Source organism: Sphingomonas sp. FW306-05-A, from assembly GCF_058782275.1.
Genome location: NZ_JBYSXN010000001.1, coordinates 1,541,672 through 1,557,692 on the forward strand (window position 1 = coordinate 1,541,672; position 16,021 = coordinate 1,557,692).

Sequence of the window (16,021 nt, forward strand, 5' to 3'; positions counted from 1 at the left end):
GTTACGGTCGAGCGTCGCACCGGTTCTACGCGCACGCAACTGCTTTCGAAACCGAAGATTTTACGACGGAGCAATGTGGGACAATTGCGTTACGCGGTAATTATATTATATCGCCCGCCAACGACACGATGGCAAACGCGCTTTGCCAAGGAGCTTTACGTAATGTCCTTTGATTCGATCGACCGACGCATCCTGGAATTGCTGCAGGACGACGGGCGGATGACCAACGTCGATCTGGCCGAGCGCGTAGGGCTGACCGCGCCGCCGTGTTTGCGCCGTGTACGCGCGCTGGAGGAGGCCGGTGCGATCCGCGGCTACCATGCCGAAATCGACCCGGCAACACTCGGATATCCGATCACCGTGTTCGCGATGGTCAGCCTGCGCAGTCAGGCCGAGCAGGATCTGGCGGCGTTCGAACAGCATGTCGCGACGATCCCGGAAGTCCGCGAATGCCACATGCTGAACGGTGAGATCGACTTCATCTTGAAGATTGTTGCGAGTGATCTGAAGGGCTTCCAGGAGATCCTGATGACCCAGCTGACGCCTGCGCCGAACGTCGCGAGCGTCAAGACCTCGCTGACGATCCGGACCGCCAAGTCGCTTCCGGGGATCCCGATCCGTAGCTCCTGAACCCGCAACGGACACGAAAAAGGGCGGCCCGAACGGACCGCCCTTTTTTATTGTTCGCCGTTGAAGCGTTACGCCGCAGGCGGTGCCGCGACATAGGTCTGCCACAGCCGTGCGATCGACTTGTTGGGCTCGCTCGCGACCTTGGCGAGTGCCGCCTTGGCACCTTCCTTGTCGCCCGACAGCGCGAGCGCCATGCCGAGGTGCAGGCTGTTGCGATCCGCGTCGGTCGGGCCCTTGCTCTCGGCCAGACGGTACATCTCGACGGCCTTGGTATAGTTGCGCGAGCCGAAATAGGCGTCGCCCGCTTGCCCTGCCAGATCACCCTTGGCCGCAGCCTGGGCGTTCTTTTCCTTGGTTGCAGCCGGCGTGCTGCCCGCGATCCCGGTCTTCGCCAGACCAGCGAGTTCCTTGCCGAGCACGTTGGTCGCCGGAACGACGTTGGCCGCGGTACCTTCGTCGAGCACGACCTTCGCCTCGTTCGGCAAGCCGACCTTGAGCGCCGAATCCGCATATTGCAGATATTCGGTCAGGCCCGCCTGGCTCTTGGTCGCCCACATCAGGCGGAACAGGTCGACGCGGTTCTTGCTGTACTTGGCGGCGTTCGGCCCCTGGAAGCCGAACGTGTAGATCGCCGCGCGCCAGTTCTGCTTGGTGCCGTAATGCGACAGCCAGCCCGCGGTCCACGCATCGCCCGCTTCGTCCTTGCCGGCCTTGTACAGACGCGTGAACGCATATTTGTACCAGGCTTCCGGCGGTACGCGACCGGCGGCTTCCTCGGCCTTGACCGCCTGATCGAGTGCTGCGACGCCACCGTCGACGTCACCCGCCTCGACCTTCGACCGCGCCATGTTGAGCAGCAGATCGGCGTCGGTGTATCCGAGGTCCTTCGCCTTCTGATAGCCAGCAGCCGCTTCCGCATACTTCTTCTGCGTGAAGGACAGGCCAGCCCGCTCGTTGGTGCGGATCGCGACTTCGTTCTTCGGCGTCGCCGGGTTGGCGATCAGCGCGTCGAGCATTGGCGCAAGCGCGGCTGCACGCTGGGCGTCGGTCTGGCCCGTGCTCTGTGCGTTGACGAGCGCGAGACGCAGGCTGCTCGCGATGTACTTCTCGTAATCCGACTTGGCAGCCGCATCCATCGCGGCGATGCTCGCCTCAGCTTTCGGGAGATCCTTCGGCGTTGCTTCCAGCGCGGCCTTCGCCGTCACGAAACCATCGCGAACTTCCTTGGAAATCGTCGGCCCGGCCGCTGCTTCTTCCTTCTTCTTCGCAAACGCAGGCGCAATCAGCGCAGCACCGTTGATCGAGACGACAAGCGCCCCGGCCAGTGCAATCTTCGAAACCTTCTTCATCGCCGAACTCTCCTCATGCCTCGAAAGGGCAACCTTGCGGGGGAAATGCCAAGCCGCTCTAGCGCCACGGGTACCACCGTCAAGCGACGCCGATTGCGGCCACCGGGCTGAACAACGCTTGAACTCGCTGAGGTTCCCTTCGGAAACGATGCGCAACACTTTGACGCGCGAAGGACGCGGGGCTACCGCCGCTAACGATGATTGCCCTGCTCTCCCCCGCCAAAACGCTCGATTACGACAGTGCGCTGCCGCCGATCGAACCGACCCGCCCACAGTTCGAAAGCGAGGCGCAAACGCTCGCCAAGGCGGCCGCGCATCTGTCGCAAAAACGCTTGTCCGAATTGATGAGCATTTCGCCGAAACTTGCCAAACTCAACGCCGACCGGTTCGCCACCTTCGCCGATTCGCCCGAGCGGCCCGCGCTGTTCGCGTTCGCAGGTGACGTCTATACCGGCCTCGAGGCTGCCACCCTCGATGCCCCCGCGCTCGACTTCGCGCAGGATCATGTCCGCCTGTTGTCCGGGCTCTACGGCTTGCTCCGCCCGTTCGACGCGATGCGCCCGTATCGCCTCGAAATGGGCACCCGCTGGGCGCCGCGGCGCAAGTCGCTGTATGAGTGGTGGGGCGACCGGATCGCGACTGCGGTGCGCGATACCGTTGCCGAGGAAGGGTCGGGCGTCGTCCTCAACCTCGCCAGCCAGGAGTATTTCCATGCCGTCGCCGACAAGCTGGAGGATGTGCGCGTGATCGATGTCGATTTCCGCGAACCCGGCCCCGATGGCCCCCGCTTCGTCAGTTTTCACGCCAAGAAGGCGCGCGGCATGGTCGCGCGCTGGCTGTGCGAACACCGGATCACCGATATCGAGGCTATGAAGGGGTTCGACAGCGACGGCTATCGCTACGACGCGGACGAAAGCACCGCAGATCGCTGGAGGTTCACCCGCGCATGACATCGGCTGTCATCATCGGCGCATCCGGCGGGATCGGCGCGGCGCTGGAAACGGCGATTCTCGACGAAGGCGTGTTCGACCACGTCTACGGCTTCGCACGGTCGCGCGAGGGCGATCTCCATCTCGATCTGGAGAAGGAAGCCACGATCGCCGCAGCCGCGGCCCATGTCGCCAAGGGCCCTGCTCCCACCCTGGTCATCGTCGCGACCGGCCTGCTGCACGAAGGCGAACGCGGCCCCGAAAAGGCACTGCGCGAGCTCGATCCCGCGTGGCTCGCGCGTGCCTTCGCGATCAACGCGATCGGCCCGGCGATCGTCGCCAAGCATTTCCTCCCGGTCATGCCCAGGACCGGACGGTGTGTGTTCGCCGCACTCTCGGCGCGCGTGGGGAGTATCTCCGACAACAAGCTGGGCGGCTGGTACGGGTATCGCGCCGCCAAGGCTGCGCTCAACCAACTGATCCGGACCGCTGCGATCGAGGAAAAGCGCCGCAACGACCGCGCGATCGTCGTCGGCCTGCACCCCGGCACCGTCAACACGGCACTGTCCAAGCCGTTTCAGGGCAATGTCCAGCCGGGGCGTTTGTTCGATACCGAGCGTGCCGCGTTGCAATTGCTCGATACGATCGAAGGATTGAAGGTTCCCGACAGCGGCAAGCTGTTCGATTACGAGGGCGGAGAAGTCCCCTTCTGATCGTTTCGGATGCCGCTCGGGGGTGGCATTCACCCGCACGACCCGCTAGGGTTGTCGCAATCCCGTAACACAGCCTAAGGCGCCGCAAATTGACCGACGAGACGCTACTCGCCGACCCTTCCGATATTGCCCCGATCTCGATCGTCGACGAGATGAAGTCGAGCTACCTCGACTATGCGATGAGCGTGATCGTCGCGCGCGCATTGCCCGACGTTCGGGACGGCCTGAAGCCGGTCCACCGCCGCATTCTCTGGTCCGCGTCCGAAAGCGGGTTCGTCTACAACCGGCCGTATCGCAAGTGCGCACGCATCGTCGGTGATGCGATGGGTAAATATCACCCGCACGGCGACAGCTCGATCTACGACGCCCTCGCGCGCATGACGCAGGACTGGTCGATGCGCGTGCCGTTGATGGACGGTCAGGGCAACTTCGGCTCGATGGATCCCGATCCGCCTGCGGCAATGCGCTATACCGAGGCGCGTCTCGCCAAGGTCGCGAATTCGCTGCTCGAGGATATCGACAAGGACACCGTCGACTTCGTCCCCAACTATGACGGCTCCGAGCGCGAGCCTGCGGTGCTCCCGGCGCGCTTCCCCAACCTGCTCGTCAACGGCGCAGGCGGCATCGCGGTTGGCATGGCGACCAACATCCCGCCGCACAATCTCGGCGAAGTCGTCGATGCGACGCTCGCGCTGATCGACGCCGCGACCGGCGCGCGCGATGAAGTGACCACCGACGAACTGATTGAGATCGTCCCCGGCCCCGATTTCCCGACCGGCGCGATCATCCTCGGCCGCGCAGGCGCGCGTTCGGCGTATGAGACCGGACGTGGCTCGGTGATCGTGCGCTCGCGCTACGTCATCGAGGAAGGCCGCGGCGACCGTCGCTCGATCGTCCTGACCGCAATCCCGTTCCAGACCGGCAAGAACGGCCTGGTCGAAAAGATCGCCGACGCCGCCAAGGAAAAGCGGATCGAAGGCGTCAGCGACATTCGCGACGAATCGAACCGCGAAGGCGTCCGCATCGTCATCGACCTGAAGCGCGATGCGACCCCGGATGTCGTGCTCAACCAGTTGTGGCGGCACACGCCCGCGCAATCGAGCTTCCCCGCCAACATGCTCGCGATTCGCGGCGGTCGGCCCGAGCTGCTCAACCTGCGCGACATCCTGACGTCGTTCATCACCTTCCGCGAGGAAGTGATCACGCGGCGCTCGAAGTTCGAACTGGCCAAGGCACGCGAGCGTGCGCATCTGTTGCTCGGCCTCGTCATCGCGGTCACCAACCTCGACGAAGTCGTCAAGATCATCCGTGGATCGTCCAGCCCCGCCGCCGCGCGCGAAGCGTTGCTCAGCCGTGATTGGCCGGTCGCCGAGATCGCGCCCTACATCAAGCTGGTCGAGGCGGTCGAAGCCGAAGTCACCGGCGACACCTATCGCCTGTCCGAAGCGCAGGTCCGCGCGATCCTCGATCTGCGCCTCCACCGCCTCACCGCGCTGGGCCGCGACGAGATCGGCAACGAGCTTCAGGGCCTCGCCGATTCGATCTCCGAACTGCTCGAGATCCTCGGCAACCGCGCGAAGCTGTACGCGGTCATGCGCGAGGAACTCGTCGCGGTCCGCGCCGAATTCGCGACGCCGCGCAAGACCGAAATCGCCGCTGCCGCCGATGGCATCGACGACGAGGATCTGATCGAGCGCGAGGACATGGTCGTCACCGTGACGATGCAGGGCTATATCAAGCGCACCACGCTCGACACGTTCCGCGCACAGGCGCGCGGCGGCAAGGGCCGCGCCGGCATGGCGACCAAGGACGAGGACGCGATCACGAACCTATTCGTGACGAGCACCCACACCCCGGTCCTGTTCTTCTCGACGCTCGGCAAGGTCTACCGGATGAAGGTCTGGAAGCTTCCCGAAGGTGGCGCCGCCACGCGTGGTCGTCCGATGATCAACCTGCTCCCGCTCGCCGATGGCGAGACGATCTCGACCGTGCTGGCGCTGCCGGAGGACGAGGCCGAATGGGCCAAGCTCCACGTGATGTTCGCGACCGCGGGCGGCAGCGTGCGGCGCAACTCGATGGACGCGTTCACCAATGTGCCCACCGCAGGCAAGATCGCGATGAAGTTCGAAGGCATCGATGCCGAGGACCGGCTGATCGGCGTTGCTTTGCTCAGCGAGCATGACGACGTCCTGCTCGCGACGCGCGCCGGCAAGGCGATCCGCTTCGCCGCCGACGAAGTCCGCGAGTTCCAGAGTCGCAACTCGACCGGCGTGCGCGGCATGTTGCTCAAGGGCGACGACAAGGTCATCTCGCTTTCGATCCTCCACCGCGTCGGCGCTACGCCCGAGGAACGCGAGGATTACCTCCGTTTCGCGCCGTGGAAGGGCGAGCGCGACGGTGAGCCGACGATGGACACGGGCCGCTATCAGGAACTGATGGAGCGCGAGCAGTTCATCCTGACGGTCTGCGCCAATGGCTACGGCAAGCTGTCGTCGGCCTATGACTATCGCCGCAGCGGTCGTGGTGGCCAGGGCATCACCAACATCGACAACATCCCGCGCAACGGTCCGGTCGTCGCGAGCTTCGCCGCAACCAAGGGCCACCAGCTGATGCTCGTCACCGACCAGGCGAAGGTGATCCGCACCACGCTCGGGTCGATGCGCGTGATCGGGCGGAACTCGGCGGGCGTGCGGCTGTTCGATGTCGGCAAGAACGAGCATGTCGTCTCGGCGGCGCGGATCGAGGAAGCCGAAGGCGATGCCGAGGCGGACGTCCGCGACCTGACCAAGATCGAGCTTGCGCCGGACGACGGCGCGGACACGAGCGACGACAGCGCGGCTGGTCCGGAGGATGGTGAATGAGCGACCTGCCCCTTACTGCCTACAAGGTGCTCACTGCCGAGCAGATGACGACGCTGGAGACGGAAGGGTCCTTCGCCGGTGCGCCGGTCGACCTTGCCGATGGCTACATCCATCTGTCGACGGCGGATCAACTCACCGAAACCGTCGACAAGCATTTCGCCGGGCAAAGCGATCTGCATCTCGCAGCGGTCGATCTCGGATCGTTCGGATCGGGGCTGAAGTGGGAAGAGTCGCGCGGCGGGCAGATGTTCCCGCACCTGTATGGCGGGCCGTTACTGCTCGAGACGGTGATTGCCTACGGTCCGTTGACGCGTGACGAGAATGGCAAGGTGGCCCTGCCCGTCGCGGGCTGATGGCCGCCAATCTTCGCCCTAATCGACATACAGGTCGACGACCTCGGCCCCCTGTGCCTCCGCCTCCAGCAGCAGCGTACGGTGGCAATGCCGGGGGTCGCGTTCGTAGCATAGCAACGCGCTAGGCCGTTCCGCCGCGAGTTCGAGCATTCGTGCCGCCTGCACCTGCGCCTCGGGAAGCTCGAGCTGATCGGCGTAGACCGCCTCGAGCGTTTCCACGTCACCCTTCTTGGCGGCATCGCGCCCCGCCTTGGGCGTGCCCAGCGCCTTCAGGTGGACATAGTCGATCCCGACGGTAGCGAGCGACGCCGCCAGCGACGTCTTGGAGAACCCCGGCCGCCGCGACAGGGGTAGCGCGCGAACGTCGATGATGCGGACGACTCCCGCCCTGGTGAGCGCGGACAGGAACCCGTCCATCGTCGCGGCCTCATAGCCGATCGTGAAGATTTTCATGCAAGGCGTTCCTGATCGAGCGACGAACCGTGCCGCCAATAGCCATATGGTATCGTGGGTTACCCGGTCGCAAGCACCCCGACCTGCGGAGGAATGGTTGACCGGTGTGCCGTGATGGCCAAAGAGACCGGCATGACACAGGACATTCACATCATCGGCGGCGGCCTCGCCGGGTCTGAGGCCGCATGGCAGCTCGCCGAGGCGGGCTTCAAGGTCCGGCTTTCGGAAATGCGCGGCGCGCCCGCGGACCGTGGCGGCGAAATGACGCCCGCGCATCAGACCGACGGGCTGGCCGAGCTGGTCTGCTCCAACAGCTTTCGATCGGACGATGCGGACAGCAATGCGGTCGGGTTGATCCACCAGGAGATGCGGACGCTGGGATCGCTGATCCTGCGCGAAGCTGACATCCACAAGGTCCCCGCCGGGTCCGCGCTTGCGGTCGATCGGGACGGTTTCTCGGCGGGCGTCACTGCTGCGCTGGGGGGACATCCCAACATCACGGTCGTGCGGGAACGCGTCGACACGCTGCCGGACACGCCCGTGATCGTCGCGACCGGCCCGCTGACTGCGGCCGGGCTCGCGTCGAGCATCGGATCCGCGACGGGTGCCGATTCGCTCGCGTTCTTCGATGCGATCGCGCCGATCGTCCATTTCGACAGCATCGACATGGAGACCGCGTGGTTCCAGTCGCGCTGGAACAAGGGCGAAGGCAAGGACTACATCAACTGCGCGCTTAACCAGGAGCAGTATATCGCCTTCCACACCGGGCTGATCGAGGGCGAGAAGACCGAGTTCAAGGAATGGGAGCAGAACACCCCCTATTTCGAAGGCTGCATGCCCATCGAAGTCGCGGCCTCGCGCGGGGTCGATACGCTGCGCTACGGGCCGATGAAGCCGGTTGGCCTCGATGATCCGCGCACCGGGCGCTGGCCCTATGCGGTCGTGCAGTTGCGGCAGGACAATGCCAGTGGAACGCTGTGGAATATCGTCGGCTTCCAGACCAAGCTCAAGCATTCCGAACAGGTCCGCCTGTTCCGTACGATCCCAGGGCTCGAGAATGCCGAGTTCGCGCGGCTGGGGGGCCTGCACCGCAACACCTTCATCCGCTCGCCCGAATTGCTCGACCCGACGCTGCGGCTGAAGTCGCGCCCGAACGTCCGCTTCGCCGGACAGATCACCGGCTGCGAAGGCTATGTCGAAAGTGCTGCGGTCGGGCTGATGGCGGGGCGGTTTGCAGTCGCCGAACTGGGCGGTCGCGCGATGACGCCGCCGCCGGTGACGACCGCGCTCGGCGCGTTGCTGCATCACATCACCGGTGCGGCCGTTGCGGATACCTACCAGCCGATGAACGTCAACTTCGGGCTGTTCCCGCCGATCCCCGGCCGGACCAAGAAAGCCGATCGCAAGAAGATGTACACCGACCGTGCGCGCACCGCGCTTGGCGACTGGCTCGCGGTGGCGTGACCGCTCAGCCGTCGTCGCCCGGCGTGGTGGCGGCGGCTTCGGGCGCGGGACAGTCCCGCCGAATACGCGGCGGCTTGCGCTTGGGTGCGGTCGCCACGAATTCGGTCGGCGTCATCGTCCCCGACTTGTCCTTGTCCGCTTCGGCGAACCGCGCCTCCGTCTTGACCGCCCATTCGTCGAACGACAGCGCGCCATCGTGGTTGGCGTCGAGCCGGGCGAATGCCTTGCGCCGCGGTGCCAGATACTCCTCGCGCGCGACCGATCCGTTGCTGTCCTGATCGTAGCGATCGAACCGCCTCGCCGCGCGGGTCTGTTCGCTCGCGGCAGGCGCCACGTCGGGCAGTCCCGGTCCCTCCACGCCTTGCAGCAACGCCGCCTGCGGTAGCGCAGCAACCGAGCGCGCATTGCGATTGAGCATCAACACCCCTGCCGTGACCAACGCAAGCGTCGCCAGGCACCCCACGATATACCGCCACATCTGCTATCCCCCCTATCCCCGTCCCAAAGCTATCGGGTTTGCAGGCGCCGGGAAAGCCTATCGCCCCGAAAGCCGATGCCAGGCGAGCCGCGCAACCCGCGCCGGCGAGGTGGTCGGCACTGCCGCACCGGCGGGTGCCGCAAGATCCATCCGGGCGCTCAACGTCATCGCACCGAGCGACCGGACCGAGCCGCTCCAGCGGACGCGCATCGCATCGTGCAGGGCGGCCCCGGCCAGTTCGCGCGGCAACGCCGCCGCGCCGGCATCGCGCGAATGCCGGGCAAGATCGGCAAGCGCCCACCCCGCCCCGGCGCGGTCGAGCGGATCACCCGGGCCTGCCCCCAGGATCCTGCCCGCCAGCACGAACAGCCTCCCGCCCCGCTGTGCCGCATAGAGATCGAGCATCGCGGCATCGAGCGGATCGGGTTCCAGCAGAACCTCCCAGCCGTCGATCATCCCGGCCAGATCCGCCCCGCTGACACCACGCGCCACCACTTCCGCTGCCAGCGCGCGCAGCACCGGTTGCGCGGGCGGCGGCGCGGTGTCGAGCGCGGCGAGCGCTTCATGCCACCAGGTCAGCCGCATCTGCCCCACCATCGGTTCCCGCGTGGTCCGCAGGATCTGGCCGAGCGTCTCGTCGAGCGTGAACAATGCCTCCACCCCGGCCCGCAAATTCACAGGTGCATAGGACAGCGCGAGCGCCTGTTCGGGATGTTGCGCGCCGTTCACAGAGTTCCCCCGGAATGCAGATGGTTAGCGCGCCTTAACCATGATCGATCACGCGCGATTATTCCCTTCTGCGGCATAGCGCTGGCCGAAGCGTGCGAATGCGTAACAAGGGACGAAGGCAGCATGACGGGGCAAGCACCCAGGAAAAAAGCGCCCCCGCGCGGGCTGCTGTCGACATTGGCACGCGACGTCCGTGGCAACACGCTGGCCATGATGGCGATGTTCTTGATCCCGTTGACCGGGCTGGTAGGATCCGCCGTCGACATGAGCCGTCTCTATGTCGTCAAGACGCGGTTGCAGCAAGCCTGCGACGCAGGCGCGCTGGCTGGGCGCAAGGGAATGACCGACAGCAACAACACGACGCTCGATGCTGACGCGGTGGCGCAGGCGCAGGCGTTCTTTGCCAACAATTTCAAGAAGGACACCGCGTCGCCAGCGACGGCGGGGTATCTCGGCACGACCAAGGTCGGTTTCACGCCGAGCAAGACCGCCGACAACCAGGTCGAAGCGAAAGCAACCGCGACTGTCCCGATGACGGTCTCCAAGATCCTCGGCACCAGCTCGGTCACGCTCAACGTGACGTGCGAAGCGCGCTATGACGTTGCCGATACCGACGTGATGTTCGTGCTCGACACGACCGGGTCGATGGCTTGCCTCGCCTCTCAGACGTCCGGGTGCAGCCCGACGGTAAAGACCTACACGCGCCCCGACGGTACGACCGGCTATTATGCGCAGGAAGTCTCGGGCTCGAAACTGTCGGGCGTGCGGACCGCGGTGCTCAACTTCTACGATACGGTCGCCGCCAGCGCCGATCCGTCCACGCATATCCGCTACGGGTTCGTCACCTACACCTCGACGGTCAACGCAGGCTTCGCGGTGGCGGCGGTGTCGCCGACCGACCCGACCGTCAATATCTCCGGGTTTCCGCTCTATCTGGTGAACAACTGGAGCTATGACACGCGCCGCTGGAAGGAAGACATGAACCAGGCGAACGCAACCGCCAGTTCGGCCACCAACGTCAAGGCGGCGGATTGCTTCGTAACGACATGGCGTGTTCCCGCTACGGGTTACACCACCAACGCTCAGGCGACGCAATATACCCGCACCTATTCGCCCGCCAACGGCGGCACGTGCACGCTGACGACCCAACCGTTGAAGCCGCGCTGGATCTACGACTATTCGAAGCTCGACGTCGGTAACTTCGTGATGGGCCAGACCGTGCCCGATCCGACCAAATTCACCGGCGCGACGAGCAAGTGGCAGGGATGCCTCGAAGAACGCACCACAACGCCCGGCGTGACGAGCTTCGATCAGGACAATCTTCCCGGCGACCTCGATCCCGATCTTATTCCGAACAGCGACCCGGCGACCAAGTGGCGTCCGATGTGGCCCGACGTCGTCTATTATCGTGGCACGGCTTCGCAGCTGGACTCGGCGTCCAACTCGAACATCAACAACAACTGGTCAGGTACCGGTTCCAACAGCGCTAACCCCTATGGCGACTCAGCCAGTACGACGACGCTCGGCACCTGGACCGCGCTGACGATGTACGGCAACATCGCGTCCGGCTACGTATCGTGCGGCAAGCCGGTGCAGCGCCTCGACACGCTCACGCGGAGCCAGGTCAGCAATTACGTCAACGCGTCCGACTTCGTGCCGCAGGGCGGTACCTATCATGACACCGGCATGATCTGGGGCACGCGCATGATCTCGCCCAACGGGATCTTCGCGGACGATACGTCGACCTGGCCGGGCCGCAACCCACCCAACCGCTACATCGTCTTCATGACCGACGGCGATATGTCGCCCAACGATGACCTCTACGGCATGTACGGGATCGAATCGTATCGCAAACAGGTCGCGGCGGGGAATTCGGCCAACCTGACGACCTACACAAACTATCACAACCAGCGCTTCCTCGCCGAATGCACTGCCGCAAAGGCGCGCAACATCAAGGTGTTCGTGATCGGGTTCGGCCAGACGCTGACCCCGCAGCTGACCGCCTGCGCGTCTGAAGGGCAAGCCTATTACGCCAGTGACAACAAGTCGTTGGATGCTGCTTTCCAAACGATCGCCAAGCAGGTGGCGATGCTGCGGGTATCGAAGTGAAGAGCCTGATCGGGGACCGGCGCGGCGCGACGCTGGTCGAGTTCACCTTCGTCGCGCCCGTCATGATCATGGTGATGATGGGGCTGTGTGATCTCACATACCAGATCTACGCCCGTTCGATCCTCAACGGCGCGGTGCAGAAGGCGGCGCGCGACAGCACCATTCAGGGGGCTGCCGATCAGACCGGCGCGATCGATCAACGCGTGATCAACATCATGGGGGGGCTGGTCGGCACCATCACACCGTCGTGCGCCACGACGCCTGCCGCCGCGACCTGGTGCGCGACCCGCACGAACTTCACGAGCTTCGCACAGGCGGGGCCCGAACCGTTCAACGACGATAACAATGACGGCATCCGTCAGACGACCGAATGCTATTCCGACATCAACGGCAATTTGAAATGGGATGCCAGCGCAGGACCCGGCAACAGCGGCCAGGGCGGCGCGAGCGACGTGACCGTCTATACGATGAAGATCACCTACGCGCGCATCTTCCCGGTCGCATCGCTGTTCGGGTGGCCCACGACCCAGACGATCATCGGCAGCACGCTGTTGAAGAACCAGCCGTACCAGACGCAGAGCGGGACTGCCGTCGCACCAAAGACGATCTGCACATGAGCGCGCCATCGATCCGGTTGCGGCGTCTCGGGGCGGATCGCCGCGGTGTCGCCATGCTCGAATTCGCGCTGTCGCTGCCGATCGTGCTCGCAGTGGGTTTGTACGGGATCGAGGTTTCGAACCTCGCCTTGACCAACCTCAAGGTCAGCCAGATCGCGCTCGCGCTTGCCGACAACGCATCGCGGGTCGGCGTGGCGAACCAACTCGCGCAGCAGCAGTTGCGCGAATACGATATCAATGATGTGCTCCAGGCCACGCGGCTGCAGGGCGCCGATATCAAGCTGACCACAAACGGGCGGGTCATCCTGTCCAGCCTCGAGGAATCCGGGGGCGTTCAGCGCATCCACTGGCAGCGGTGCATCGGGTTGCAAAAGGGCGCCGGTTACGATTCGAGCTACGGCCGCACGACGATCAAAGGGAGCACGCCGTCGACTGCGGAAGATACCGCCGCCAGCTACGATCCGACCGCCGGCATCAATACCAGGACCGACGGAACCGACGATTCGGCGAGCCATCCGGGGAGCGTCATTACCGGCGGGATGGGTGATCCGGACCAGAAGGTCCTCGCGCCCAAGAACTCGGGCGTGATGTTTGTGGAGATCAACTACAGATATGTGCCGGTGACAGGGACATGGTTGCTCGGATCGCAGCAGCTTCGGTCAGTCGCGTCGTTCATCGTCCGCGACCGGCGTACGTTCGCGCTGGTCTCGAACCCTTCGCCGACCGCAAAGCGGTCGACCTGCGATCTGTACACCAGCTAACTGGCAGCCCCCGCCAAACGCACAACGGCGCGGGAAGCTGCCTTCCCGCGCCGTCATGGCTTACCGATCCGGTCGAAGCCTCAGCCCCGATAGGTTACCTTCTTCACGGCTGCCACGATCTTGTCGCTGGTGACGAGCATCAGCTTCTCGAGGTTCGCCGCATACGGCATCGGCACGTCCTCGTTGGTGACGCGCAGCACCGGCGCATCGAGGTCGTCGAAGCCCTGCTCCATGCAGACCGCCTGGATTTCCGAAGCGATCGAGCAGGTCGCCCAATTCTCTTCGGCGATGACCAGACGATTGGTCTTCTTGAGGCTCGCCAGCACCGTCTCGGTATCGAGCGGACGCAGCGTGCGCAGATCGATCACCTCGGCGTCGATCCCCTCTTCTGCCAGCTTCTCGGCCGCTTCGAGCGAAAGGCCCACGCCGATCGAATAGCTGACGATCGTCACGTCCTTGCCCTCGCGCATGATCCGCGCCTTGCCGATCGGCAGAACGTAATCGTCGAGCTTGGGGACTTCGAACGTGCGGCCATAGAGCAGCTCGTTCTCGAGGAACACGACCGGATCCTCGGTGCGGATCGCCGCCTTCATCAGGCCCTTGGCATCCGCCGCGTCATAAGGCGCGATGACGATCAGGCCCGGGACGCTCGCATACCATGCCGCGAAGTTGTGCGAATGCTGTGCGCCGACGCGCGACGCCGCGCCGTTGGGACCACGGAACACGATCGGGCAGCGCATCTGGCCACCCGACATGTAGTTGGTCTTGGCGGCCGAGTTGATGATGTGATCGATCGCCTGCAACGCGAAGTTGAAGGTCATGAACTCGACGATCGGGCGAAGCCCGCCCATCGCCGCGCCAGCACCGACACCGGCAAAGCCGTATTCGGTGATCGGCGTATCGATCACGCGCTTGTCGCCGAACTCAGCCAGCAAGCCCTGCGTGACCTTGTACGCGCCCTGATATTGCGCGACTTCCTCACCGATCACGAACACGCGCTCGTCGGCGCGCATTTCCTCGGCCATCGCGTCGCGGAGGGCTTCGCGCAGCGTGATCTTGACCATCTCGGTCCCCTCGGGGATCGCGGGGTCGCTGACCTTGGCCTTCTGCTCGGCCGCGGCGTGAAGCTGCTGCGTGCCGCTCTCGGCGGCCATCGGCACGTTGCTTTCGGGCGCGGGCGGTGCCTTGTCGGCGGGCTGCGCTTCCTTCGGCTGCGCGTTAGCGGAATCGCCCGCACGCTCGCCCGACGACGGCTCTTCGCCCTCGGCGTCGAGCGTCGCGATGACGGTGCCGACCTTCACGTTGTCGGTCCCCTCGGCGACGAGGATCTTGCCGATCGTGCCTTCGTCGACCGCTTCGAATTCCATCGTCGCCTTGTCGGTCTCGATTTCGGCCATGATGTCGCCCGATTTGACGACGTCGCCTTCCTTGACCAGCCACTTGGCGAGCGTGCCTTCCTCCATCGTGGGGGAAAGCGCGGGCATCTTGATCTCAATCGGCATCAGTATTTTTCCACCAGAACGTCGGTATAGAGCTCGGCCGCATCGGGCTCGGGCGTCTGTTCAGCGAAATCGGCAGCTTCGTTGACGATCTTGCGGATCTCCTGTTCGACCCCCTTGAGATCGCCCTCGGTGACGCCCTGCTCCTCGAGCAGCTTCTTGACGTGCTCGATCGGATCGGACTTGTCGCGAACCGCCTGGACTTCCTCGCGGCTGCGATATTTCGCAGGGTCGGACATCGAGTGGCCACGATAGCGATAGGTCTTCATCTCGAGGATGATCGGCCCCTTCCCCGCGCGAACCCAGGCGAGTGCCTCTTCGGCGGCGCCACGGCACGCCAGCACGTCCATGCCGTCGACCTGGATGCCCGGGATGCGGAAGCTCTCGCCACGGCGATAGAGCTGGTCCTCGGCCGAGGCGCGGTTGACGCTCGTGCCCATCGCGTACTGGTTGTTTTCGATGACGTAGATGACCGGGAGCTTCCACAGCTCGGCCATGTTGAAGCTCTCGTAGACCTGGCCCTGGTTGGCAGCACCGTCGCCGAAGTAGGCGAGGCAAACGCCGCCGTCGCCCTTGTACTTGTGGCTGAAGCCGAGCCCGGTGCCGAGCGAGACCTGCGCGCCGACGATACCATGCCCGCCGTAGAACTTATGTTCGACGGAGAACATGTGCATCGAGCCGCCCTTGCCCTTGGAGATGCCGGCGGCACGCCCCGTAAGCTCGGCCATCACGTCCTGCGGCGGGATGCCGCAGAGCAGCATGTGGCCGTGGTCGCGATACCCGGTGATGACGCTGTCGACCGGGGTCAGCGCGGACTGCAGGCCGACGGCGACGGCTTCCTGGCCGATGTAGAGATGGCAGAAGCCGCCGATCAGGCCGAGGCCGTACAACTGGCCCGCCTTTTCCTCGAAACGACGGATCAGCAACATCTGCTTGTAGAACTCGATCAGCTCGTCCTTCGAAGCCTGGTAAGGCGTCGGTTCATCGGGACGCTCGCGGTTCGGGACCGGAGGTTCAGCTTTACGAAGGGCGGGGGCTTTGGCCACGGACGATCAACCTCGTATCCTGGGATAATG

15 protein-coding genes are annotated in these 16,021 nt (G+C 64.6%); 9 read left to right on the forward strand and 6 right to left on the reverse strand.

The window, feature by feature from the left end:
* The first annotated feature begins 162 nt into the window (after positions 1–162).
* The gene (locus AC3WJR_RS06985; protein WP_354280880.1) at positions 163–630 is read left to right on the forward strand and encodes an Lrp/AsnC family transcriptional regulator; all 468 of its coding nucleotides are present in this window, start codon (positions 163–165) and stop codon (positions 628–630) included.
* A 68-nt stretch (positions 631–698) separates the two neighbouring features.
* Here the strand turns inward: AC3WJR_RS06985 and AC3WJR_RS06990 are convergent, their stop codons facing one another.
* On the reverse strand, positions 699–1,979 hold the full coding sequence (locus tag AC3WJR_RS06990) for a tetratricopeptide repeat protein (protein ID WP_492723422.1): 1,281 nt from the start codon (positions 1,977–1,979) through the stop codon (positions 699–701).
* Positions 1,980–2,176: 197 nt separating this feature from the next.
* Here AC3WJR_RS06990 and yaaA point away from each other — a divergent pair, with 197 nt between their 5' ends.
* From yaaA to AC3WJR_RS07010, 4 genes are all read left to right on the forward strand, one after another.
* Entirely contained in the window at positions 2,177–2,929 is a 753-nt protein-coding gene (yaaA, locus tag AC3WJR_RS06995; RefSeq protein WP_492723423.1) for a peroxide stress protein YaaA, read from the forward strand.
* Positions 2,926–3,621 (forward strand): SDR family NAD(P)-dependent oxidoreductase, encoded by a 696-nt coding sequence (locus tag AC3WJR_RS07000; protein ID WP_492723424.1) that lies wholly within the window; start codon positions 2,926–2,928, stop codon positions 3,619–3,621. Before yaaA ends, AC3WJR_RS07000 begins: the two co-directional genes overlap by 4 nt.
* Positions 3,622–3,710: 89 nt before the next feature.
* Positions 3,711–6,482 carry a DNA gyrase subunit A gene (gene gyrA, locus AC3WJR_RS07005; protein WP_492723425.1) on the forward strand — a complete coding sequence of 924 codons (2,772 nt, stop codon included), beginning with the start codon at positions 3,711–3,713 and terminating at the stop codon, positions 6,480–6,482.
* The gene (locus AC3WJR_RS07010; protein WP_492723426.1) at positions 6,479–6,835 is read left to right on the forward strand and encodes a DUF952 domain-containing protein; all 357 of its coding nucleotides are present in this window, start codon (positions 6,479–6,481) and stop codon (positions 6,833–6,835) included. The genes gyrA and AC3WJR_RS07010 overlap by 4 nt, the downstream gene beginning before the upstream one ends.
* A gap of 18 nt (positions 6,836–6,853) precedes the next feature.
* Here AC3WJR_RS07010 and AC3WJR_RS07015 read toward each other — a convergent pair whose 3' ends face one another.
* Complete coding sequence (locus tag AC3WJR_RS07015; RefSeq protein ID WP_492723427.1) at positions 6,854–7,288, reverse strand: DUF488 domain-containing protein; 435 nt, start codon at positions 7,286–7,288, stop codon at positions 6,854–6,856.
* Between the two features lie 132 nt (positions 7,289–7,420).
* Here AC3WJR_RS07015 and trmFO point away from each other — a divergent pair, with 132 nt between their 5' ends.
* Entirely contained in the window at positions 7,421–8,752 is a 1,332-nt protein-coding gene (gene trmFO / locus AC3WJR_RS07020) for a methylenetetrahydrofolate--tRNA-(uracil(54)-C(5))-methyltransferase (FADH(2)-oxidizing) TrmFO (protein ID WP_492723428.1), read from the forward strand.
* A 4-nt stretch (positions 8,753–8,756) separates the two neighbouring features.
* On the opposite strand, the gene AC3WJR_RS07025 is transcribed toward trmFO, so the two are convergent.
* On the reverse strand, positions 8,757–9,230 hold the full coding sequence (locus tag AC3WJR_RS07025) for an EF-hand domain-containing protein (RefSeq protein ID WP_492723429.1): 474 nt from the start codon (positions 9,228–9,230) through the stop codon (positions 8,757–8,759).
* Positions 9,231–9,287: 57 nt separating this feature from the next.
* A complete protein-coding gene (locus tag AC3WJR_RS07030; protein WP_492723430.1) occupies positions 9,288–9,959 on the reverse strand; it encodes a squalene/phytoene synthase family protein in 672 nt (223 codons plus the stop codon).
* A 123-nt stretch (positions 9,960–10,082) separates the two neighbouring features.
* On the opposite strand from AC3WJR_RS07030, the gene AC3WJR_RS07035 reads away from it, so the two are divergent.
* Genes AC3WJR_RS07035 through AC3WJR_RS07045 form a run of 3 tightly spaced genes read left to right on the forward strand, consistent with a single transcriptional unit; the run spans position 10,083 to position 13,446 of the window.
* Positions 10,083–12,068 (forward strand): TadE/TadG family type IV pilus assembly protein, encoded by a 1,986-nt coding sequence (locus tag AC3WJR_RS07035; RefSeq protein ID WP_492723431.1) that lies wholly within the window; start codon positions 10,083–10,085, stop codon positions 12,066–12,068.
* Complete coding sequence (locus AC3WJR_RS07040) at positions 12,065–12,685, forward strand: TadE/TadG family type IV pilus assembly protein (RefSeq protein WP_492723432.1); 621 nt, start codon at positions 12,065–12,067, stop codon at positions 12,683–12,685. The genes AC3WJR_RS07035 and AC3WJR_RS07040 overlap by 4 nt, the downstream gene beginning before the upstream one ends.
* Complete coding sequence (locus AC3WJR_RS07045; RefSeq protein WP_492723433.1) at positions 12,682–13,446, forward strand: TadE/TadG family type IV pilus assembly protein; 765 nt, start codon at positions 12,682–12,684, stop codon at positions 13,444–13,446. The genes AC3WJR_RS07040 and AC3WJR_RS07045 overlap by 4 nt, the downstream gene beginning before the upstream one ends.
* 80 nt (positions 13,447–13,526) lie before the next feature.
* On the opposite strand, the gene AC3WJR_RS07050 is transcribed toward AC3WJR_RS07045, so the two are convergent.
* Both AC3WJR_RS07050 and pdhA read right to left on the reverse strand, forming a co-directional pair.
* Complete coding sequence (locus AC3WJR_RS07050) at positions 13,527–14,948, reverse strand: pyruvate dehydrogenase complex E1 component subunit beta (protein WP_354280856.1); 1,422 nt, start codon at positions 14,946–14,948, stop codon at positions 13,527–13,529.
* Entirely contained in the window at positions 14,948–15,991 is a 1,044-nt protein-coding gene (gene pdhA / locus AC3WJR_RS07055; protein ID WP_354280854.1) for a pyruvate dehydrogenase (acetyl-transferring) E1 component subunit alpha, read from the reverse strand. The genes AC3WJR_RS07050 and pdhA overlap by 1 nt, the downstream gene beginning before the upstream one ends.
* Between the last annotated feature and the right edge of the window lie 30 nt (positions 15,992–16,021).

Coding starts and splice junctions, on each gene's coding strand:
- AC3WJR_RS06985 (WP_354280880.1), top strand. CDS start 163: ATGTCCTTTGATTCGATCGACCGACGCATCCTGGAATTGCTGCAGGAC.
- AC3WJR_RS06990 (WP_492723422.1), bottom strand. CDS start 1,979: ATGAAGAAGGTTTCGAAGATTGCACTGGCCGGGGCGCTTGTCGTCTCG.
- yaaA (WP_492723423.1), top strand. CDS start 2,177: ATGATTGCCCTGCTCTCCCCCGCCAAAACGCTCGATTACGACAGTGCG.
- AC3WJR_RS07000 (WP_492723424.1), top strand. CDS start 2,926: ATGACATCGGCTGTCATCATCGGCGCATCCGGCGGGATCGGCGCGGCG.
- AC3WJR_RS07010 (WP_492723426.1), top strand. CDS start 6,479: ATGAGCGACCTGCCCCTTACTGCCTACAAGGTGCTCACTGCCGAGCAG.
- AC3WJR_RS07015 (WP_492723427.1), bottom strand. CDS start 7,288: ATGAAAATCTTCACGATCGGCTATGAGGCCGCGACGATGGACGGGTTC.
- trmFO (WP_492723428.1), top strand. CDS start 7,421: ATGACACAGGACATTCACATCATCGGCGGCGGCCTCGCCGGGTCTGAG.
- AC3WJR_RS07025 (WP_492723429.1), bottom strand. CDS start 9,230: ATGTGGCGGTATATCGTGGGGTGCCTGGCGACGCTTGCGTTGGTCACG.
- AC3WJR_RS07035 (WP_492723431.1), top strand. CDS start 10,083: ATGACGGGGCAAGCACCCAGGAAAAAAGCGCCCCCGCGCGGGCTGCTG.
- AC3WJR_RS07045 (WP_492723433.1), top strand. CDS start 12,682: ATGAGCGCGCCATCGATCCGGTTGCGGCGTCTCGGGGCGGATCGCCGC.
- AC3WJR_RS07050 (WP_354280856.1), bottom strand. CDS start 14,948: ATGCCGATTGAGATCAAGATGCCCGCGCTTTCCCCCACGATGGAGGAA.